Here is a 19904-nt window from a genome sequence, read left to right as displayed (position 1 = left end):
ACCGCAGGCCCTGTGCGAGCTTGCGGTGCGCACGGCGCAGCCTACGGATTGACTCGTGCGCACCACCCGGATGTGGGCGGTGCGCAGGGCTCGATCAGACGCCGAGCTTGTCGCGCAGGGTGTAGTACCAGGCGCCCAGGGCGCTGAACGGCACCTGGAACAGGCGGCCACCCGGGAACGGGTAGTGCGGCAGGTCGGCGAAGGCGTCGAAGCGCTCGGCCTGGCCGCGCAGGGTTTCGGCCAGCACCTTGCCCGCCAGGTGGGTGTAGGTCACGCCGTGGCCGCTGCAACCCTGCGAGTAGTAGATGTTGTCGCCGATCCGGCCGACCTGCGGCAGGCGCGACAGGGTCAGCAGGAAGTTGCCGGTCCAGGCGTAGTCGATCTTCACGTCCTTGAGCTGCGGGAAGGCCTTGAGCATCTTCGGCCGGATGATCGCCTCGATGTTGGCCGGATCGCGCGCACCGTAGACCACGCCACCGCCGAAGATCAGACGCTTGTCGCCGGACAGGCGATAGTAGTCGAGCAGGTAGTTGCAGTCCTCGACGCAGTAGTCCTGCGGCAGCAGGCTCTTGGCCAGCTCGTCGGACAGTACCTCGGTGGTGATCACCTGGGTGCCGCACGGCATCGACTTGGCCGACAGCTCCGGCAGCAGGTTGCCTAGGTAGGCGTTACCGGCGACCACCACGAACTTGGCTTTGACCCGGCCGTTCGGGGTGTGCACCACCGGGTTGGCGCCGCGCTCGACGCGGATGGCCGGCGATTGCTCGTGAATCACGCCGCCCAGCGACTCGACCGCCGCCGCTTCGCCGAGGGCCAGGTTGAGCGGGTGGATATGGCCGCCGCTCATGTCGAGCATGCCGCCGACATAAGCGTCGCTGGCGACCACTTCGCGGATGCGCTTGGCGTCTATCAGTTCCAGCTGGGTATGGCCGTAGCGCTCCCACAGCTTCTTCTGCGATTCCAGGTGCTTCATGTGCTTGGGCGTGTTGGCGGCGAACACGCCACCGTCCTTCAGGTCGCACTGGATGTTGTAGGTGGCGATGCGCTCACGAATGATGCGGCCGCCTTCGAAGGCCATCTGCCCGAGCAGCTGAGCCTGCTTGGGGCCGACGCTGCGCTCGATCACGTCGATGTCGCGGCTGTAGCTGTTGACGATCTGCCCGCCGTTACGCCCGGAGGCGCCGAAGCCGACCTTGGCCGCTTCCAGCACGGTGACCTTGAAACCGTTCTCCAGCAGGAACAGGGCGGTGGACAATCCGGTGTAGCCGGCGCCGATGATGCACACATCGGTCTCGCACTCGCCTTGCAGCTCGGGGCGCGCAGGCACCGGGTTGGCGGAGGCGGCGTAATAGGATTGAGGGTAGGGGGTGTGCGTCATTTTGGAACCTATGTTCTTTATTTTTTACGGACCAGTCGATGCTACTCGAGTTGCCTATGCCCGGCTAGCCTCTGTGCGAAATTTTTAACGCTTGCGTGCATTTGGCAAAAATTCCACTTTTTCAGAGGCTTAGCGAAAATAGGTGTTGACAGCTTCGCGCGTATCCGTAAAATGCGCGGCCATAGCAGGCACATAGCTCAGTTGGTTAGAGCACCACCTTGACATGGTGGGGGTCGTTGGTTCGAGTCCAATTGTGCCTACCAAACAAATCCGTCTAGTACGGTACTTAGAAGGCGATCCGAGAGGATCGCCTTTTTTGTTTGGGGAATTTTTGCAGAACGAAGTGGCGGCCCGCGCATCCAGGTCGGCACTCGGTATGAATTCCACGGCTTCTTCCCCATGACCGGCCTGATAATCTTCGGTCATCCTCGCGTCATTGCCCTGCAGAGCCTGGATATATTCCGGCGGGTAGCCTTGCTGCTCCATGCACCTGACGCCCCGATTTCATCAAAGGTTGACTGATCTGGTTGTGCCTCACTTGACGCAGCAGCTGTTGCGCTGTAATTTCTGGAACGATCATTCCTGTTTGTTGGGCTGCCATGCGTAGAAAAGAATTCGAGCCTGATGCAATTGCTGCTGCCGCCATGCGCGTGTTCTGGCAGCGCGGCTATGCCGCGACTTCGATTCAGGATCTGGTCGAAGGCACCGGTCTGTCGCGCAGCAGCCTCTACGGCACCTTCGAGAGCAAGCAAGGGCTCTTTCAGCAAGCACTGCGCTGCTACCAAGCGGTGACTACGGCCAATGTGCAGTTGCTGGCTGGTCCAGGCTCGCCCAAGGAGCTGATCCGGCAACTGCTGTTGCGCATCGCCGAGGATGAACTGGGGGATCCGCAGCGGCGCGGCTGCCTGGTCGCCAATGCCACGCTGGAGCTGGCGGGCCACGACGAGGCGGTAGCCGAGCTGGTGGCGCATAACTTTCGGCGCCTGCAGCAGGCCTTGGTAAGCTTGATCGAGCGCGGGCAGCAAGCGGGCGCAGTTGCCGCCGGGAAGAACCCGCGGGCGCTGGCCCGCTTCTTCGTCAACACCATGCAGGGGCTGCGCGTGCTGGGCAAAGGCAGCCCACCCAAGCTGCGTCGTCAGTGTCTGTTGGACGTGATCGACGTGGCGCTCGAAGTACTGTAACCACCCGCCGTCCTGGCGCGCGCTGTGCGCCGGAATGCCGGGTTTTTATTTGCCCTTATCTGGAATGATCGTTCCGTTATTGCTTATTTCACCACACCACCAAGGGGTTCCCATGAACATTGCTACACGGCCCATAGTCGCAGTCCTCGGTACAGGTCTGATCGGCGCACCCATTGCACGCAATCTGGCCACGCGCGGGTTCCGGGTGCGGGCCTGGAATCGCACCGCCGCCAAGGTCCAAGCGTTGGCCGCAGCCGGCATCCAGGCATGCGCCAGCCCGGCCGATGCGGTACGCGATTGCGACATCATCCTGACCGTGCTCAAGGACGGCCCCGGCACTCAGGCAGCCATACAGGCTGCGGCACCGGCGCTGAACAAGGGGGCGATCTGGCTGCAACTGGGCACGGTCGGTATCGAGGGCATTGCAACCCTGGAGGCGCTGGCCGAACAGCTTGGGCTGGTGTTCTATGACGCCCCGGTGCAGGGCTCCCGCCAGCCGGCAGAACTGGCGCAGCTGGTCATCCTGGCGTCCGGCCCGGTCGAGCAACGGGCGCTCGTGCAGCCCGTCTTCGATGCCATTGGCAAGCGTACCTTGTGGCTCTGCGAACAGCCGGGCAGCAGCAGTCGCCTGAAACTCGCGCTCAATAGCTGGGCCTTTGCGCTGACCCATGGCCTGGCCGAGAGCCTGGCGCTGGCCAAGGGCTTGGGCATCGACCCGGCGCTGGTGGTGGACGTGGTCACGGCCGGTCCGATGGACAGTGGCTACTTCCAGGCCAAGGCCGCCGCCATCCTGGCCGACAACTACAGCGCCAGTTTTTCCATCGCCAATGCGCTGAAGGACGCCCGGCTGGTGGTCGAGGCCGCCGCCCAGGCCGGTGTGCAGGTGGATGCGGCGCAGGCTGGCCTGCGCCGTTTCGAGCGTGCGCTGGAGGCGGGGCACGCTGACAAGGACATGGCGGCGTCCTACCTCGCCTGAGCTGCATGGGAGCGATTGCCGTATGAACATCCACGATCATGGAAAACCGGCGAAAGATGCCGAAGGGCTGCCGGTCTGGAGACTGCTGGCGTTCACCCTGGCGGGCTTTCTCGCCATCATGACCGAGACCATGCCGGCCGGTCTGTTGCCGCAGATCGGCCAGGGCCTGGGCGTCTCTGCAGCCCTGGCCGGCCAGTTGGTAACACTCTATGCTCTGGGGTCGGTGCTGGCCGCCATTCCGGTCATCGCCGCCACGCGCAGTTGGCGCCGCCGGCCGCTGTTTCTGCTGGCGATCGGCGGTCTGTTGCTGTTCAACAGCATCACCGCCTTGTCCAGCCATTACGGGCTGATCCTCGTCGCTCGCTTCGCCGCGGGTATGGCGGCGGGGGTGGTATGGGGGCTGATGGCCGGCTATGTGCGGCGCATGGTGGCGCACCGTTTGCAGGGGCGCGCGCTGGCGCTGGCCGGTGCCGGCCAACCCATTGCGCTGGCCATCGGCGTTCCCCTGGGAGCCTGGCTGGGCACTCTGTTCGATTGGCGCGGTGTGTTCTGGTGCATGTCGGCACTGTCGCTGCTGCTGTTCGTCTGGGTGCGTCTGGCGGTGCCGGACTTCGCGGGGCAGTCGGCCAGACAGCGCCTGCCGATCCGGCGCATCTTCCTGCTGCCGGGCATCCGCCCGGTGCTGCTGGCGCTGTTCGCCTGGATACTGGCGCACAACATCCTCTACACCTACATCGCGCCGTTCCTGGCATCGGTGGGCCTGGGCCATCGTCTGGATGCCGTGTTGCTGCTGTTCGGTGTGGCCGCCATCGCGGGGATCTGGATCACCGGTCTGCTGGTGGATCGCTGGTTGCGCACGCTGACCCTGCTGAGCCTGGGTGTGTTTGCTGCGGCGGCGCTGCTGCTGGGTTTCGCGGGCGGCTCGAGCACCCTGGTGCTGCTGGGTGTCGCAACTTGGGGGCTCACCTTTGGTGGCGCGCCGACCCTGCTGCAAACCGCGCTGGCGGATATGGCAAATGATGCTGCCGATGTTGCGCAATCCATGCTGGTGACGGTCTTCAACCTGGCCGTGGCCGGCGGTGGCGTGCTGGGCGCGATCCTGCTGCAGCACGGCGGGCCAGCCGCATTGCCGTGGGCACTGGCGGCGCTGGCACTGCTGGGGCTGACGGTGGTCTGGTCAGCCAGGGTGCATGGTTTTCGACCGGGCCAGCGGGCCGCTGCGGCCTGATCGCAAGGCTGCGCTGAATGCCTGGCGTGCTGCACGAACCCGATGGCGCCAGCCTCCCTCATTCAACTATTTCTCTTTCAGCAGGTATTTCCATGACCAACCCCATTCAGCACGCGATCGAGTCCCGTGTTTCCACCAATCATTTTCAACCCGGCCGCAGCTTGGCCGACGACATCATCGCGTCGCTGGTCGCCCAGGCCACGCGCGCGCCTTCTGCCTTCAACATGCAGAACTGGCGGTTTATTGCCGTGCGCTCGGTCGAGGCCAAGGCCCGCCTGAGATCGCTCGCCTATGACCAGCAGAAGGTGATGGATGCATCGGTCGCCTTCATCGTCTGCGGCACGCTTGCCGCACATGCGCAACTGGCCGCCGCGCTTCAGCCCAGCGTGAGCGCGGGCATCATGGAGCAAGACATGGTCGATGGATGGGTGGCACTGGCCAGTGCCGCGCATGAGGGCGATCCTGTGCTGCAGCGCGACGAAGCCATTCGCTCGGCATCGCTGGCGGCGATGACATTGATGCTTGCCGCCCAGGGCATGGAGTTGGGCTCATGCGCCATGGTCGGCTTTGATGCGGCGGGAGTGAGTCGGGAGTTTCATCTCGATAGCGCCGAGATTCCCGTTGTCATTGTGACGGTCGGCTATCCGGCGGGCGGCAATTGGCCGCAGAAACCACGCAAGCCCTTGCCCGAGATTCTCACTACTGTTTGATGATGAGCCCCTCGTACGAATTCCACGACTTCTTCGCGGGATGCCGGTTCGATTCGGTCAGATGACCCCGAATCCAGCACCCGCGAACATGGATTTCCGACTGATTAGCGCCGAAAGCGCAGGGCACGCCAGGCGCTGAACAGGATCAAGGCAAACAGCAGGGTGATGCTGAGCAGGGTCCAGCTGGTAAAGGGCAGACCCAGGACGCTGTAGTCGTTCTGCCCACAGACGCCGGCACTCATGAACACATCGGGCAGGTACTCGTGCAAGGGCAGGTAGAAGCTATAGAAGGGGAAGGGCGAGCAGCTGAAGCTTTCCAGCACGCCGGTCTCGATCAGCACCAGGTGAGTATTGTCGTACAGCGCCATCCCCCCTGCCGCCAGCAGGATCGGCCAGAACAGCAGGGTCAACCAGCGTTGGCCGATGGCCTCGGCTGCCATGATCAGCAGGCTGATAACCCCGCCGCAGAGCAGCCATAGACGGATCTGCACGCATAGCGTGCAGGGTTCCCAGCCGAATTGATGCTGCATCAACAAGGCGCCGCCCAGCATGGCGAAACAGGCGGCTGCGATCAGGGCGAGCAGCGGGATGGGGGATGGCTGCTGAATCATGTAAGTCTCCGAGAGGTTGGTGCAGGCTTGAAGCAGGGCTCTATGCCCCCCGCTCTGGTGGGCATCCCTCGCCTATGCAGTTGGGCGCGAATGTTGTGTCAGTCGCTGCGAGTACCGGAAACGTCAAATGCCAAGGCTGCTGGAAGCGGCCCTGAATGGTTGCTCAGGCTATTACCGGGAAACCACTGCGTAGAAGACGTCTCCCCGGCTTCAGCAACTGCTGGCTTAGAGTCCTGGGTAATGTACCGGCTTTCGTAGCCTGCTGTGTGGCTCCGGCGGACGAGGGCTAATTTTGCCCGGCTGGGCGGACGTTCACCCGGCCAGAATTAGCCTAATCCTTCGCGTTAGCGTGCCAGGTACTGGACGACCCAGCGGGTGGACGCGTCGGCAGTGCGTGCGGAAAAACTGACCTGGATCAATGACTGATGCAATCGCTCGGCAAGCGGGCGATTTAGTCATGAAATGAGAAATGACTGTCGCCAAATGAAAGGTCGGCGCGGTCCCTCCCTCCTAAATTCCTCCCTCACGGCCTGTCTCGCGGCGCCCGCTGCGGCGCATTTCGCGCAGTCGCCGCAATACCCCGTTCGACGAACTACGTACCCCCCCTGAGGATAAGAAGATGCGCGTAGAACAACTCACCTGCAGTATCGGCGCCGAGCTGGTCGGCGTGAACCTGGCCGATGCCGTCCGCGACGACAGCCTGTTCGGCGAGATCAAGGACCTGCTGCTGCAGCACAAGGTGCTGTTCCTGCGGGACCAGGACATCTCGCGCCCGGACCACGTGGCCTTCGCCCGCCGTCTCGGCGAGCTGGAGGATCATCCGATGGCGCCGACCCACCCGGACGCGCCGGGCCTGGTGCAGATCTACAAGCGTCCCGACCAGCCGATCGATCGCTACGAGAACGCCTGGCACAGCGACGGCTCCTGGCGCGAGACGCCGGCCATGGGTTGCGTGCTGCGCTGCGTGGAGTGCCCGCCGGTCGGTGGCGACACCATGTGGGCGAACATGGCGCTGGCCTACGAGAACCTGCCGCGCGAGATCAAGCAGCGGATCGAGGGCCTGCACGCCAACCACAGCTTCGAGTCGTCCTTCGCCGCCGCCATGCCGATCGACAAGCGCCTGGCGATGAAGGCGCAGTACCCGGACGCCGAGCATCCGGTGGTGCGCACCCACCCGGTCACCGGCGAGAAGATCCTCTACGTCAACGCCTTCACCACCCATTTCACCGACTATCACACCCCGGGCCGCGTGCGCTTCGGCCAGGACGCCAACCCCGGCGCCAACGACCTGCTGCGCTACCTGGTGAGCCAGGCGTTCGTCCCCGAGTACCAGGTGCGCTGGCGCTGGCAGCCCAACAGCATCGCCATCTGGGACAACCGCAGTACCCAGCACTACGCCGTCATGGACTACCCGGCCTGCCATCGCAAGATGGAGCGCGCGGCCATCATCGGCGACAAGCCCTTCTGATCCCCCCACCCAGCCCGAGCAGCACCTACAACAACATCACTCCCGAGGAGTAAGCCATGAACTTCATCGATGGTTCCCTGTTTGTCGAAAACATGCAGAAACTGGTCATCACCGCCGCCCCCTACGGCCCGGAGTGGATGCCGTCGGACTTCCCCGAAGACATCCCGGTGAGCATGCAGGCGCAGATCCAGAAGGCGGTCGACTGCTACAACGCCGGCGCCACCGTGCTCCATGTGCATGTACGGGAAGAGGACGGCAAGGGCTCCAAGCGCCTGTCCAAGTTCAACGAGTTGCTGGCCGGCATCCGCGAGGCCTGCCCGGGGATGATCCTGCAGGTCGGCGGCTCCATCTCCTTCGCTCCGGAAAACGAAGGCGACAGCGCCAAGTGGCTTTCCGACGACACCCGCCACATGCTGGCCGAGCTCAAGCCGACCCCGGACCAGGTGACCATCGCCATCAACACCAACCAGATGAACGTCTGCGAGCAGATGACCGCCGCCGACATCCGCGGCACCTCGCTGGCCGATCCGGCGATGCTCGCGGCCTATCAGGAAATGACCATCCCGGCGGGCCCGGCCTGGGTCGAGGAGCATATTCGCCGGCTGTCGGCCAACAAGATCCAGACCCACTTCCAACTGGCCAACATCACCCAGCTCAATACGGTCGAGCGCATGATGCGCCGCGGCGTGTGCAACGTGCCGCTGATCCTCACCTGGGTGGCCATCGGCGGCGGCTTCGACTCGCCCAACCCCTACGACCTGGCCAACTTCGTGCGCGCCTGCCCGGACGGCTCGGTGCTGACCCTGGAAACCAGCATGCGCAACGTGCTGCCGCTGAACATGATGGCCATCGCCCTGGGCCTGCACGTGCGTTGCGGCATCGAGGACAACATCTGGAACCAGCGCCAGACCGGCAAGATGACCAGCATCGAGCAGATCGAGCAGCTGGTGCGTATCTCCCGCGAGTTCGGCCGCGAGGTGGCCAACGGCCAGGAAGCGCGCGAGATCTACAAGGTCGGCACCTTCTACGAGAGCGCCGACGAGACCCTGGCCAAGAACGGCTTCGCACCCAACCGCAAGCCGGGGCAGGTGGGCTTCACCCAGCACGCCTGAGCCGGGTTTGAACCTGCGCCGACAAGGCGCGGCGGCCCTGCCGTCGCGCCTTGTCGGCGTTTGTCCCTGACCGACAATTTCGTCTGTGTCATGAAATGAAAAGCCCCTGTCGTCTGATGAGAAGCAGCGCGGCAGCCCCGCGCCTAGAGTCCAATCATCATCCCTCGACGCATTGCGTCCCCACGGCAGATTGGAGATTCCAGGCATGGCACAGGCCGTACGCTTCTACGAAACCGGTGGTCCCGAAGTCCTTCGCTATGAAGAAGTCGAGGTCGGCGAGCCCGGTCCCGGCCAGGTACTGCTGCGCCATGTCGCGGTCGGCCTGAACTACGCCGACACCTACTTCCGCAACGGCACCTACCCGATCCCGCTGCCCAACGGCATGGGCGTGGAGGCCGCCGGCGTGGTCCAGGCGGTGGGCGAGGGCGTGAGCAACGTGGCGGTCGGCGACCGCGTCACCTACACCGGTTTCCTCAACACCCTCGGCGCCTACAGCACCGAGCGCCTGATTTCTGCCGCGCCGCTGATCAAGCTGCCCGACACCATCGCCTTCGAGACCGCTGCGGCCATGACCATGCGCGGCCTGACCTCGGCCTACCTGATGCGCCGCATCCACGACTTCAAGGCCGGTGACACCGTGCTGCTGCACGCCGCCGCCGGTGGTGTCGGCCTGATCGTCTCGCAGTGGGCCAAGCTGCTCGGCCTCAACGTGATCGGCACCGTCTCCAGCGAGGCCAAGGCCGAAGTGGCCCGCGCCCACGGCTGCGACCACGTGATCAACTACAGCCACGAGGACGTGGCCAAGCGCGTGCGCGAGCTGACCGACGGCGTCGGCGTCAACGTGGTGTTCGACAGCGTCGGCAAGAACACCTTCAACGCCTCGCTCGACTCGCTCAAGCGCCGCGGCCTGCTGGTCTGCGTCGGCACCGCCTCCGGCCCGATCCCGCCGTTCGACCCGGTGCTGCTGGCCATGAAGGGCTCGCTCTACATCACCCGCCCGGCCCTGGCCGACTACATCGCCGACCCGGCCGAGAAGGCCGAACTGGCCGGCGAGCTGTTCGACCACGTCGGCAGCGGCCGGATCAAGATCGAGATCAACCAGCACTACGCCCTGCAGGATGCGGTGCAGGCCCACCACGACCTAGAGTCGCGCAAGACCACCGGCTCGTCGATCTTCGTCATCTAAGGAGGCTGTCATGCAAGTCGAACAACTGACCTGCAGCATCGGCGCCGAGCTGGTCGGCGTGAACCTGGCCGACGCCATCCACGACGACGGCCTGTTCGCCGAGATCCGCGCCCAGCTGCTCAAGCACCGCGTGCTGTTCCTGCGTGAGCAGAACTTCAGCCGCGCCGAACATGTGGCCTTCGCCCGCCGTTTCGGCGAGCTGGAAGACCACCCGGTGGCCGGCAGCGATCCGGAGCATCCGGGCCTGGTGCAGATCTACAAGCGCCCGGACCAGCCGATGGACCGCTACGAGAATGCCTGGCACACCGACGCCACCTGGCGCGAGGCGCCTCCGCTGGGTTGCGTGCTGCGCTGCATCGAGTGCCCGCCGGTAGGCGGCGACACCATGTGGGCGAACATGGCCCTGGCCTACGAGAACCTGCCGGCCGAGATCAAGCAGCGCATCGCCAACCTGCGCGCCCGCCACAGCATCGAGGCCAGCTTCGGCGCGGCGATGCCGATCGACAAGCGCCTGGCGCTCAAGGCCCAGTACCCGGACGCCGAGCACCCGGTGGTGCGCACCCATCCGGAAACCGGCGAGAAGGTGCTGTTCGTCAACGCCTTCACCACCCACTTCAGCAACTACCACACCCCGGCCAACGTGCGCTTCGGCCAGGATGCCAACCCCGGTGCATCCGACCTGCTGCGCTACCTGATCAGCCAGGCCTACATCCCCGAGTACCAGGTGCGCTGGCGCTGGAAGCCCAACAGCGTGGCGATCTGGGACAACCGCAGCACCCAGCATTACGCCGTCATGGACTACCCGGCCTGCCATCGCAAGATGGAGCGCGCCGGGATCATCGGCGACAAGACCTTCTGAGTCGAAACACCGCAGCCACGCCACTCACTTTCAATTTTTTGAGGCAACAGATACATGAACTTCCTTGACGGTTCTCTCTTTCCTGAAAACCAGGACAAGCTCGTCATCACCGCGGCCCCTTATGGCCCCGAATGGTTCCCCTCGGACTATCCGGAAGACATTCCGGTGACCATGGAAGCTCAGATTCAGAAGGCTGTCGACTGCTACGAGGCCGGCGCCTCGGTATTGCACCTGCACGTGCGTGAGCTGGATGGCAAGGGCTCCAAGCGCCTGTCCAAGTTCAACGAACTGATTGCCGGCGTGCGCAAGGCCGTGCCGGACATGGTCATCCAGGTCGGCGGTTCCATCTCCTTCGCGCCCCCGGAAGACGGCGCGGCGGCCAAGTGGCTGCATGACGACACCCGCCACATGCTCGCCGAGCTCGATCCCAAGCCGGACCAGGTCACGGTGACGGTCAACACTACGCAGATGAACGTCATCGAGCAGATGGATGTGCGCGACTACACGGGCACGTCCATGGGCAGCGATACCTACGAGGCCTACCGCGAGATGATCGTGCCCTCCGGCCCCGGCTTCATCGAGGAGCACGTCAAGCGCCTCTCCGCCGCCGGCATCCAGAGCGCCTTCCAGTTCTACAACATCAACAGCTACGAGTCGGTGGAGCGCCTGATCCGTCGCGGCGTCTACAAGGGGCCGCTGGTGTGCAACTGGGTGGCGATCGGCGGTGGCATGGACCAGCCGCATATCTACAGCATGGCCAACTTCCTGCGCGCCATCCCCGACGGCACCATGCTGACGGTGGAAAGCACCATGCTCAACACCCTGCCGGTCAACCTGATGGGCATGGCGATGGGCCTGCACGTGCGCTGCGGTATCGAGGACAACATCTGGACCCAGGACCGTTCGCGCAAGATGACCTCCGTCGAGCAGATCGAACAGTTGGTGCGCATCGCCAAAGAGATCGGCCGTCCGGTCGCCAACGGCAAGGAAGCCCGCGAGATCCTCAAGATCGGCGTGTTCTACGACACGGTCGAAGAAACCCTGGCCGCTAACGGCTTCGCTCCGAACCCCAAGGGCGGTCAGCAGGGCTTCCTGCGCAAGTGATTGATCCGCGGGAACAGGGCAGGGTGGTCATGGCCTTCGGGCTCAGCCACCCCACAGCTTTGCCGCAGCGTTGCTGAGGCAAGACATCAGTCCCCTGCTGGTCAGGTCAGGGGGCGGATACTGAGTCGCGGGCTTGCACCGCGGCACAGGGGCCGCGAAGGACACGGGAGGCCTGGCCGCCCGTGTTCGACCGACCTCGATCCGATTGTGCAAAGGCTTCTGTCAGATCGGTGCTACCTGCTTGCCACTACATTGGCCAGCTGTCGCGCCGGGCGCCGGCTCCCACGAAGGGCCAGCAGAAGCTTTTGCACAACTGGTTCCAGGCACTACAACAACAAGCTCCCAGGAGGCAGCATGGCCGCACATCACATCAGCGACGACGGTATCGATACGTCGCTCGGCATCCCGCGCACCTATGCCTGGATCGTCTTCGCCCTGACCTTCGGCCTGCTGATTTCCGACTACATGTCGCGGCAGGTACTCAATGCCGTGTTCCCGCTGCTGAAAAGCGAGTGGGCGCTGTCCGACAGCCAGCTGGGCCTGCTCAGCGGCATCGTCGCTTTGATGGTCGGCCTGCTGACTTTTCCGTTGTCGCTGTTGGCCGACCGTTTCGGTCGGATCAAGAGCCTGACGATCATGGCCGTGCTGTGGAGCCTGGCGACCCTGGGCTGCGCCCTGGCCGAGAATTATGAGCAGATGTTCGTCGCGCGCTTCCTGGTCGGCGTCGGCGAGGCCGCCTACGGCAGCGTCGGCATCGCCGTGGTGGTCTCGGTGTTCCCCCGCGAGATGCGTGCCACGCTCTCCGGCGCCTTCATTTCCGGCGGCATGTTCGGCTCGGTGCTGGGCATGGCAGCCGGCGGGGTGATGGCCCAGCACTTCGGCTGGCGCTGGGCCTTTGCCGGCATGGCACTGTTCGGCCTGCTGCTGGCCGTGCTCTATCCGATCATTGTCAGGACTTCGCGTATCGCCCCGCAGGCGGCGTCCGCTGCGGCGCGCAAGGCGGTGGGCAAGGTCAGCCGGCCGCTGCGCACCCTGTATTCCAGCCGTTCGGTGATCAGCGCCTACGTCGGCAGCGGCCTGCAGCTGTTCGTCGGCGGCACCGTGATCGTCTGGATGCCCAGCTACCTCAACCGCTTCTACGGCATGACCACCGACAAGGCCGGCGCCGTGGCGGCGATCATCGTGCTGTGCAGCGGCGCCGGGATGATCCTCTGCGGCATGCTCAGCGACCGCCTGTGCCGCAACCGTCCGGATCGCAAATTCATGCTGTCCATCGCCTACTGCCTGGGCAGTTGCCTGCTGCTGTCGCTGGCCTTCGCCCTGCCGTTCGGCATGCCGCAGCTGGTGATGATCTGCCTGGGCATGCTGATTGCCGCCGGCACCTCGGGACCTGCCGGCGCCATGGTCGCCAACCTGACCCACTACAGCGTGCATGGCACCGCCTTCGCCACCCTGACCCTGGCCAACAACCTGCTCGGCCTGGCCACCGGCCCGCTGCTGACCGGCAAGGTGTCCGACCTGATCGGCCTGGACAACGCCTTCCAGCTGGTGCCGCTGGTCAGCATCGCGGCGGCGGCGGTGTTCTTCTACGGCAAGCGCCATTACCTCAACGACATGGCCCGCCTGAAAGGCCAGGGTGTCGAGGAGAAGTCCGTCGAGGCGGCGCTGGAGGCCCAGTCGTGAGTCGTTCCCTGCGCATCGATGTGTTCTTCGATTTCATCTGCCCCTGGTGCCTGATCGGCAAGCGCCAGCTGGAGCGCGCCCTGGCCCAGCTGCGCGTCAGCCGCCCGGACGTCGAGGTCGAGCTGGCCTGGCACGGCGTGCAGCTGTTGCCGCAGATCCCGGTCCAGGGCGAGCCCTTTGCCGCGTTCTACCGCAACCGCCTGGGCAGCGCCGAGGCCGTGCGCCTGCGCCAGGCCCAGGTGCAGCAGGCCGCCGCGGCCACCGGGCTGCAGCTCGACCTGGCCCGCATCGCCCGCATGCCCAATACCGCCGATGCCCACCGCCTGCTGCAGCTGGCCGACGCCGTGGCCACGCCGGCCCAGCGCGATGCCCTGCTGGAGCGCCTGTTCGCCGCCTATTTCCAGCAAGGCGAAGACCTCGGCGACCGTGCGACCCTGCTGGCCATCGCCCAGTCCTGTGGCCTCGACGCCGCGGTCGTGGCCGACTGCCTGCGTGGCGATGGCAGCCCCTTTGTCGGTCAGGCAGGCGCGGCCGCCGGCGGGGTGCCGCACTTCATTCTCGATCGGCGCTGGGCGGTATCCGGCGCGCAGCCGGCCGAAGTGCTGCTGGCGGCGATGCACGAGGCCCTGGCCCATGACGCCGTGCAGGGGCAGTCGGCATGAGCCGGCGCATCGCGGTGCCGGCCGAGCGGCTGCCGGCGCCCGGCCAGCGCGCGCTGTTCGAAATTACCGACTACAGCCTGGCGCTGTTCAACGTCGACGGCCAGTTGTATGCCATCGACGACAGTTGCCCGCACCAGGGCGCCTCGCTGTGCGGCGGCCAGCTGCAAGGCCGGGTGATCCAGTGCTGCGCCCATGGCCTGCGCTTCGACCTGGCCAGCGGTTACCTGCTCAACTCGACCCAGCTCAAGGTGGCCACCTATCCGGTCGAGCGGGTCGATGAGCAGGCGTTCATCGTTATTGTTCCCGAGGAGTCCCGGCCATGAGCAGCCTTGCGCTTGGCAACATCCAGAGTCGCGTGCGTGAACTGGCGCCGGGCTTCGTCGTCAGCCTGATCGTCGCCGCCGCGGCCACCTTTCTGTCCGAGCATTACGGCGCGCCGGTGATGCTGTTCGCCCTGCTGCTGGGCATGTCGCTGAATTTCCTGGCGGCCGACGGCCAGTGCAAGGCCGGCATCGAGTTCACCGCGCGCAGCGTGCTGCGCATCGGTGTGGCCCTGCTGGGCATGCGCATCACCCTGGAGCAGATCGCCGGCCTGGGCTGGAAGCCGCTGGCGCTGGTGGTGACCCTGGTGGTGGTGACCATCCTGGTCTCGGTGGTGGCGGCCAAGGCCCTGGGCTTCCAGCGCCTGTTCGGCATGCTCACCGGCGGCGCCACCGCCATCTGCGGCGCCTCGGCGGCGCTGGCGCTGGCCGCCGCGCTGCCCAACCACCCGCAGAAGGAACGCGCCACCCTGTTCACCGTGATCGGCGTATCGGCGCTGTCCACCGTGGCGATGATCCTCTACCCGATGATCGCCAACTGGGCCGAGCTGTCGCCGCAGATGGCCGGGGTGTTCCTCGGCGCCACCATCCACGACGTGGCCCAGGTGGTCGGCGCCGGCTACAGCATGTCCACCGAGACCGGCGACACCGCCACCGTGGTCAAGCTGATGCGCGTGGCCATGCTGCTGCCGGTGATCGTCGCCGCGGCCATGATCACCCGCATGCAGGGTGCCGACCCGACCGGCAAGCGCCCGCCATTGCTGCCCATGTTCGCCGTCGGCTTCCTCGCGCTGGCCTGCATCAACAGCACCGGCTGGGTGCCGCAGGTGGTGCAGGGCGGGGTCAACGAGCTGTCGCGCTGGTGCCTGGTGGTGGCCATCAGTGCCCTGGGCATGAAGACCCAGCTCAAGGAACTGGCTGCGGTGGGGATCAAGCCGATCCTGCTGATGGTCGGCGAAACCGTGTTCCTCGTCGCCCTGGTGCTGCTGTTGCTGCGCTGGGTCTGGTGAGTTCCCTCATTTAATTCACGCCTTCCGAGGCCGTCAGTCCGAGAGCCGTCATGAGCCAGACCCCCGAAATGCCTTCGGCCCAGAGCGGCGCCGAACAGACTCCTGCGCCCGCCGTTTCTCCCCGGCCGCCGCGCAAGCCGCGCGCCAGTCGCGCCAAGACCGGCGCCGCCAGCGCGCCAGCGGCGCAGAAGCAACCGCTGAAGAAGGCCGCCAAGCCAGTAAGCAAGCCCGCGCCGAAGAAGGCCGCGATCAAGGCCGCCAAGCCGGTTGCCGAGCTGCCGGCGACCGAGCTGGCCACTGCCGCCGAGCGCCACACCCTGGCGGTGACCCCGCTGATCGGCGTGCGCCCGCGCGATGTGCTGGGCGCTGCGGGCAGCCTGCTCAAGGCCGTGGCGCGCACCCCGTTCAAGGCCGGCATGCACAGCGGCAACTACCTACGCGAGCTGTACCGCATCGCCACCGGCGCCTCGGAGCTGGCGCCGGCACCCAGGGACAAGCGCTTCGCCGATCCGGCCTGGCAGAGCAACGCCTTCCTGCGCGCCCTGGTGCAGAGCTACCTGGCCGGCGAGCGCGAGCTCAACGGCTTCATCGAGGCCTCGGACCTGGAAGGCGCCGACAAGGGCCGCGCGCGTTTCGTCGCCTCCCTGCTGGTCGACGCCCTGGCGCCCAGCAACCTGCTGCTGACCAACCCCGCGGCGCTGCGCAAGGTGGTCGACACCGGCGGGCGCAGCCTGCTGCAGGGCGCCCGCCAGCTGGGGCGCGACATCCTGCACAACCGTGGCATGCCCAGCCAGGTCGACAGCGAGCCGTTCAAGCTGGGCGAGAACATCGCCACGGCCAAGGGCCAGGTGGTGTTTCGCAACAAGATGTTCGAGCTGCTGCAGTACGCGCCGACCACCCCCAGCGTGTTCGAGCGGCCGCTGGTGATGTCGCCGCCGCAGATCAACAAGTACTACGCCGTCGACCTGTCGCCGCAGAAGAGCCTGATCAAGTGGGCGCAGGACAGCGGCGTGCAGCTGTTCGTCATCAGCTGGCGCAACCCGACTGCCAAGCAGCGCGACTGGGGCCTGTCCGACTACGTGCAGTGCCTGGACCAGGCGGTGGACGTGGCACGGCAGATCAGCGGCAGCCCGGACGTGAACATGTGGGGCTCCTGCTCCGGCGGCATCACCCTGGCCGCCTACCTGGGCTGGCTGGCGGCCGTGGGCGAGAGCGCCAAGGTGGCCAACACCTGCTGGGCGGTGTGCGTGCTGGACATGCCCGCGGTGATGGATGACACCAGCATCGGCCTGATCGCCACCCCGGCGGCGCTGGCTGCGGCCAAGGCCAATTCGCGGCGCAAGGGCGTGCTCAGCGGCCAGGAAATGGCGCGCATGTTCGCCTGGCTGCGGCCCAACGACCTGATCTGGAACTACTGGGTCAACAACTACCTGCTGGGCAACAAGCCGCCGGCGTTCGACATCCTGGCCTGGAACAGCGACACCACGCGCCTGCCGGCCCAGCTGCACGCCGACTACCTGGACCTGATCCAGCACAACCCCTTCAGCAATCCGAATACGTTGCGGGTGCGCGGCCTGCCGATCGACATGAGTCAGGTCAAGGTCGGCGCCTATGTGGTCGGCGGCACCACCGACCACATCACCCCCTGGCAGGGCTGCTACGGCACCGCCCGGCTGTTCGGCGCGGACAGCACCTTCGTCCTGTCCAACGCCGGCCACCTGCAGAGCCTGGTCAACCCGCCGGGCAACCCCAAGGCCCATTTCCATGCCGCCCCGGCCGCCCAGGCCGACGCTGAGGACTGGCTCAAGTCTGCCGGCGAGCGCCAGGAAGGCAGCTGGTGGCCGCACTGGCGGCAGTGGATCGGCGAGCGCTCCGGCGCCAGCCGCACGGCGCCGTCATCGCTCGGTTCGAAGAAATACCCGGCGCTGTGCGATGCGCCCGGCACCTACGTGCTGGAACGCTGAGACGGTCGCCCCCAACCCCCGAGGTCATCCATGAACAAGATCTATCCCGATGCCCACGCCGCGCTGGCCGATATCGTCCACGACGGCATCACCATCGCCTCCGGCGGTTTCGGCCTGTGCGGCATTCCCGAGGCGCTGATCGAGGCGCTGGGCGAAACCGGCAAGACCGGCTTCACCATCATCAGCAACAACTGCGGGGTCGACGACTTCGGCCTCGGCCCGCTGCTCTACAGCCGCCAGATCAAGAAGATGATTTCTTCCTACGTGGGCGGCAACAAGGAGTTCGAGCGTCAGTACCTGGCCGGTGAACTGGAGCTGGAATTCACCCCCCAGGGCACCCTGGCCGAGAAGCTGCGCGCCGGCGGTGCCGGCATCCCGGCGTTCTACACCCGCACCGGCTACGGCACGCTGATCGCCGAAGGCAAGGAGACCCGCCAGTTCGACGGTCACTGGTACGTGATGGAGCCTTCGCTGACCGCCGATGTGGCGCTGATCAAGGGCGCGGTGGCCGACAAGGCCGGCAACCTGATGTTCAACAAGACCGCGCGCAACTTCAATCCGCTGGCGGCCAAGGCCGGCCGGGTGTGCGTGGCCGAGGTCGAGGAAATCGTCGAGATCGGCGAGCTGGACCCGGACGAGATCCATCTGCCGGGCATCTATGTGCAGCGCCTGGTGCTCAATCGCAGCCCGGAAAAACGTATCGAAGTCCGTACGGTGAGGAACTGATCATGGCCTGGACCCGCGAAGAAATGGCGCAGCGCGCCGCCGCCGAATTGCAGGACGGTTTCTACGTCAACCTCGGCATCGGCCTGCCGACCCTGGTGGCCAACTACATTCCAGACGGCATGGACGTCTGGCTGCAGAGCGAGAACGGCCTGCTCGGCATCGGCCCGTTCCCGGGCGAAGAGGAGATCGACGCCGACCTGATCAACGCCGGCAAGCAGACCATCACCACCTTGCCCGGCAGCAGCTTCTTCGACAGCGCCGAGAGCTTCGCCATGATCCGTGGCGGCCACATCAACCTGGCCCTGCTCGGCGCCATGCAGGTGGCCGAGAACGGCGACCTGGCCAACTGGATGATCCCCGGCAAGATGGTCAAGGGCATGGGCGGCGCCATGGACCTGGTGGCCGGCGTCAAGCGCGTGGTGGTGATCATGGAACACACCGCCAAGGGCGGCGCGCACAAGATCCTCGAGCGCTGCGACCTGCCGCTGACCGGCGTCGGCGTGGTCGACCGGATCATCACCGACCTGGCCGTGCTGGACATCACCGAGCAGGGCCTGCGCCTGGTGGAGATGGCCCCGGGCGTGGACTTCGACAGCCTGCAGGCGGCCACCGGTTGCGCCATCCTGCGATGAACGGACGGCCTCGCTTACTCCATGGCGGGGCCCACTCTGTGCCGTTAGCGTCCCCGCGCTATCGGTTTGCTTTCGGCGGCTGCCCAGGCAGCCTGCCGCTTTTTATTCCTCGCGCGGTCGCCGGCAGCCATGGCTGAGCCGACCCGCTGCATGACGCCGATGGCCCGCCCGGTTTCCCCGGGCCCGTTCGCCATCGTCACCTACCTGCGCTTTATCGCCCCGGCGCCGTGGCTGCCGCTGCGGGTGCCACTGCTGCCGGGCAGCACCCTGCACCTGGCGCTCGACATGGCCCGGCAGCGCCTGGCCAGCAGCGCCTGACGGAGTTCCATCACAACAAGAACAAGGAGAATCCGATGCGCCGTTTCACCCTCTGTGTACTGTTGAGTCTGCTCTGCCTGTCGTCCCCCGCGGTGCTCGCCGAGGCGCGCAGCAACCAGCAGTTGAGCGAGCTGATCAGCCGCAGCCGGCTGCTGTGCGCCAGCGCGCTGCTGTACTTCGACCCGCTGCAGCGCAACCTCGATCCGCGCGGCCTGACCGCCGTCTATTACCACCTCAACACCCTGGACAGCCTGGTCGTGCAGCTGGGCCAGCCGGCGGCGCTGCAGGCGCCGCTGACGGCGCTGAAGGGGACCTTTAGCCGCCTCGACCGGTTGCCGCCCGCCGAGCGGCAGCGCTATCCCGAATTGCTCGGTCAGTTGCTGAGCCAGCAACGCCAGTTGCAGGAGGCCGCCGAAGCAGCCGCAGCGGGGCAGGGCAGCCACCCGCTGCAGCTGCAGAGCCGCGACCTGGCCCGGCTGCTGCTCGACTACCAGATGCGCCACTACCACTGGCCGCAGCCCCGTACCGACCTGCTGGCGGTCGAGCAGCGCGAGCAGCTCGACCAGGCCATCGGCCAGCGTTTCAGCCAGCTGGAGCAGGCGCAGCCGGAGCAGGCCGATGCCCTCAAGGCGATCCGTCGCCATTACCAGTTCGTGCGCAAGCAGCTGCACAGCCCCAGCCAGGGCGCCGGGGGCGGCGCCGAGTTCTACCTGAGCCGGGCGGTGCTGGACCTGGACGAGCTGGCCGCCAGCCAGCCCTGAATGAAGGAGTTCGAG

At 65.9% G+C, this 19904-nt stretch carries 20 protein-coding genes and 1 tRNA gene; 19 read left to right on the top strand and 2 right to left on the bottom strand.

Features of this window, described 5'->3' with window-relative positions; all coding sequences use genetic code 11:
* Nucleotides 1-94: 94 nt before the first annotated feature.
* Complete coding sequence (locus F3I16_RS20035) at nt 95-1378, bottom strand: FAD-binding oxidoreductase (RefSeq protein WP_160495291.1); 1284 nt, start codon at nt 1376-1378, stop codon at nt 95-97.
* A gap of 186 nt (nt 1379-1564) precedes the next feature.
* Here F3I16_RS20035 and F3I16_RS20030 point away from each other — a divergent pair.
* The 5 genes from F3I16_RS20030 (at nt 1565) to F3I16_RS20010 (ending at nt 5473) form a co-directional block, all read left to right on the top strand.
* Nucleotides 1565-1641, top strand: a tRNA-Val gene (locus F3I16_RS20030).
* Nucleotides 1642-1977: 336 nt separating this feature from the next.
* On the top strand, nt 1978-2559 hold the full coding sequence (locus F3I16_RS20025) for a TetR/AcrR family transcriptional regulator (protein ID WP_160495290.1): 582 nt from the start codon (nt 1978-1980) through the stop codon (nt 2557-2559).
* A 112-nt stretch (nt 2560-2671) separates the two neighbouring features.
* Nucleotides 2672-3535: an NAD(P)-dependent oxidoreductase gene (locus F3I16_RS20020; RefSeq protein WP_160495289.1), complete on the top strand. Its 864-nt coding sequence runs from the start codon at nt 2672-2674 to the stop codon at nt 3533-3535.
* Nucleotides 3536-3557: 22 nt separating this feature from the next.
* Nucleotides 3558-4763 (top strand): MFS transporter, encoded by a 1206-nt coding sequence (locus F3I16_RS20015; protein WP_160495288.1) that lies wholly within the window; start codon nt 3558-3560, stop codon nt 4761-4763.
* 92 nt (nt 4764-4855) lie between these two features.
* Nucleotides 4856-5473 carry a nitroreductase family protein gene (locus tag F3I16_RS20010; protein WP_160495287.1) on the top strand — a complete coding sequence of 206 codons (618 nt, stop codon included), beginning with the start codon at nt 4856-4858 and terminating at the stop codon, nt 5471-5473.
* Between the two features lie 104 nt (nt 5474-5577).
* Here the strand turns inward: F3I16_RS20010 and F3I16_RS20005 are convergent, their stop codons facing one another.
* Complete coding sequence (locus F3I16_RS20005) at nt 5578-6084, bottom strand: disulfide bond formation protein B (protein WP_160495286.1); 507 nt, start codon at nt 6082-6084, stop codon at nt 5578-5580.
* Between the two features lie 619 nt (nt 6085-6703).
* Between F3I16_RS20005 and F3I16_RS20000 the strand changes: the two genes are divergently transcribed.
* From F3I16_RS20000 to F3I16_RS19935, 14 genes are all read left to right on the top strand, one after another.
* A complete protein-coding gene (locus tag F3I16_RS20000; RefSeq protein WP_160495285.1) occupies nt 6704-7552 on the top strand; it encodes a TauD/TfdA family dioxygenase in 849 nt (282 codons plus the stop codon).
* Between the two features lie 56 nt (nt 7553-7608).
* The gene (locus tag F3I16_RS19995; protein WP_160495284.1) at nt 7609-8664 is read left to right on the top strand and encodes a 3-keto-5-aminohexanoate cleavage protein; all 1056 of its coding nucleotides are present in this window, start codon (nt 7609-7611) and stop codon (nt 8662-8664) included.
* A gap of 205 nt (nt 8665-8869) precedes the next feature.
* Nucleotides 8870-9850, top strand: coding sequence for a quinone oxidoreductase (locus F3I16_RS19990; protein WP_160495283.1), 981 nt, complete (start codon nt 8870-8872; stop codon nt 9848-9850).
* 10 nt (nt 9851-9860) lie between these two features.
* Nucleotides 9861-10709, top strand: a complete 849-nt coding sequence (locus F3I16_RS19985; protein ID WP_160495282.1) for a TauD/TfdA family dioxygenase — start codon at nt 9861-9863, stop codon at nt 10707-10709.
* Between the two features lie 54 nt (nt 10710-10763).
* On the top strand, nt 10764-11813 hold the full coding sequence (locus F3I16_RS19980) for a 3-keto-5-aminohexanoate cleavage protein (protein ID WP_160495281.1): 1050 nt from the start codon (nt 10764-10766) through the stop codon (nt 11811-11813).
* 354 nt (nt 11814-12167) lie between these two features.
* Nucleotides 12168-13496 carry an MFS transporter gene (locus tag F3I16_RS19975; protein WP_160495280.1) on the top strand — a complete coding sequence of 443 codons (1329 nt, stop codon included), beginning with the start codon at nt 12168-12170 and terminating at the stop codon, nt 13494-13496.
* Nucleotides 13493-14158, top strand: a complete 666-nt coding sequence (locus F3I16_RS19970) for a DsbA family oxidoreductase (protein ID WP_160495279.1) — start codon at nt 13493-13495, stop codon at nt 14156-14158. The genes F3I16_RS19975 and F3I16_RS19970 overlap by 4 nt, the downstream gene beginning before the upstream one ends.
* On the top strand, nt 14155-14481 hold the full coding sequence (locus F3I16_RS19965; protein WP_160495278.1) for a Rieske 2Fe-2S domain-containing protein: 327 nt from the start codon (nt 14155-14157) through the stop codon (nt 14479-14481). The genes F3I16_RS19970 and F3I16_RS19965 overlap by 4 nt, the downstream gene beginning before the upstream one ends.
* On the top strand, nt 14478-15488 hold the full coding sequence (locus F3I16_RS19960) for a YeiH family protein (RefSeq protein ID WP_160495277.1): 1011 nt from the start codon (nt 14478-14480) through the stop codon (nt 15486-15488). The genes F3I16_RS19965 and F3I16_RS19960 overlap by 4 nt, the downstream gene beginning before the upstream one ends.
* Nucleotides 15489-15538: 50 nt before the next feature.
* Nucleotides 15539-17452 carry an alpha/beta fold hydrolase gene (locus tag F3I16_RS19955; protein WP_256670249.1) on the top strand — a complete coding sequence of 638 codons (1914 nt, stop codon included), beginning with the start codon at nt 15539-15541 and terminating at the stop codon, nt 17450-17452.
* Between the two features lie 30 nt (nt 17453-17482).
* A complete protein-coding gene (locus tag F3I16_RS19950) occupies nt 17483-18178 on the top strand; it encodes a CoA transferase subunit A (protein ID WP_160495276.1) in 696 nt (231 codons plus the stop codon).
* A 2-nt stretch (nt 18179-18180) separates the two neighbouring features.
* Nucleotides 18181-18810: a CoA transferase subunit B gene (locus F3I16_RS19945; protein ID WP_160495275.1), complete on the top strand. Its 630-nt coding sequence runs from the start codon at nt 18181-18183 to the stop codon at nt 18808-18810.
* 129 nt (nt 18811-18939) lie between these two features.
* Nucleotides 18940-19128, top strand: a complete 189-nt coding sequence (locus tag F3I16_RS19940; protein ID WP_160495274.1) for a hypothetical protein — start codon at nt 18940-18942, stop codon at nt 19126-19128.
* A gap of 35 nt (nt 19129-19163) precedes the next feature.
* Complete coding sequence (locus F3I16_RS19935; RefSeq protein WP_160495273.1) at nt 19164-19889, top strand: hypothetical protein; 726 nt, start codon at nt 19164-19166, stop codon at nt 19887-19889.
* The last annotated feature ends 15 nt before the right edge of the window (nt 19890-19904 follow it).

The sequence above is a fragment of the Pseudomonas sp. L-22-4S-12 genome (assembly GCF_009799935.1).
Classification (GTDB): domain Bacteria; phylum Pseudomonadota; class Gammaproteobacteria; order Pseudomonadales; family Pseudomonadaceae; genus Aquipseudomonas.
The sequence above is the reverse complement of the archived record's forward strand: the minus strand, read 5'-3'. Positions and strand labels throughout refer to the sequence as shown.

Coding starts and splice junctions, on each gene's coding strand:
- F3I16_RS20035 (WP_160495291.1), bottom strand. CDS start 1,378: ATGACGCACACCCCCTACCCTCAATCCTATTACGCCGCCTCCGCCAAC.
- F3I16_RS20025 (WP_160495290.1), top strand. CDS start 1,978: ATGCGTAGAAAAGAATTCGAGCCTGATGCAATTGCTGCTGCCGCCATG.
- F3I16_RS20020 (WP_160495289.1), top strand. CDS start 2,672: ATGAACATTGCTACACGGCCCATAGTCGCAGTCCTCGGTACAGGTCTG.
- F3I16_RS20015 (WP_160495288.1), top strand. CDS start 3,558: ATGAACATCCACGATCATGGAAAACCGGCGAAAGATGCCGAAGGGCTG.
- F3I16_RS20010 (WP_160495287.1), top strand. CDS start 4,856: ATGACCAACCCCATTCAGCACGCGATCGAGTCCCGTGTTTCCACCAAT.
- F3I16_RS20005 (WP_160495286.1), bottom strand. CDS start 6,084: ATGATTCAGCAGCCATCCCCCATCCCGCTGCTCGCCCTGATCGCAGCC.
- F3I16_RS20000 (WP_160495285.1), top strand. CDS start 6,704: ATGCGCGTAGAACAACTCACCTGCAGTATCGGCGCCGAGCTGGTCGGC.
- F3I16_RS19995 (WP_160495284.1), top strand. CDS start 7,609: ATGAACTTCATCGATGGTTCCCTGTTTGTCGAAAACATGCAGAAACTG.
- F3I16_RS19990 (WP_160495283.1), top strand. CDS start 8,870: ATGGCACAGGCCGTACGCTTCTACGAAACCGGTGGTCCCGAAGTCCTT.
- F3I16_RS19985 (WP_160495282.1), top strand. CDS start 9,861: ATGCAAGTCGAACAACTGACCTGCAGCATCGGCGCCGAGCTGGTCGGC.
- F3I16_RS19980 (WP_160495281.1), top strand. CDS start 10,764: ATGAACTTCCTTGACGGTTCTCTCTTTCCTGAAAACCAGGACAAGCTC.
- F3I16_RS19975 (WP_160495280.1), top strand. CDS start 12,168: ATGGCCGCACATCACATCAGCGACGACGGTATCGATACGTCGCTCGGC.
- F3I16_RS19965 (WP_160495278.1), top strand. CDS start 14,155: ATGAGCCGGCGCATCGCGGTGCCGGCCGAGCGGCTGCCGGCGCCCGGC.
- F3I16_RS19960 (WP_160495277.1), top strand. CDS start 14,478: ATGAGCAGCCTTGCGCTTGGCAACATCCAGAGTCGCGTGCGTGAACTG.
- F3I16_RS19955 (WP_256670249.1), top strand. CDS start 15,539: ATGAGCCAGACCCCCGAAATGCCTTCGGCCCAGAGCGGCGCCGAACAG.
- F3I16_RS19950 (WP_160495276.1), top strand. CDS start 17,483: ATGAACAAGATCTATCCCGATGCCCACGCCGCGCTGGCCGATATCGTC.
- F3I16_RS19945 (WP_160495275.1), top strand. CDS start 18,181: ATGGCCTGGACCCGCGAAGAAATGGCGCAGCGCGCCGCCGCCGAATTG.
- F3I16_RS19940 (WP_160495274.1), top strand. CDS start 18,940: ATGGCTGAGCCGACCCGCTGCATGACGCCGATGGCCCGCCCGGTTTCC.
- F3I16_RS19935 (WP_160495273.1), top strand. CDS start 19,164: ATGCGCCGTTTCACCCTCTGTGTACTGTTGAGTCTGCTCTGCCTGTCG.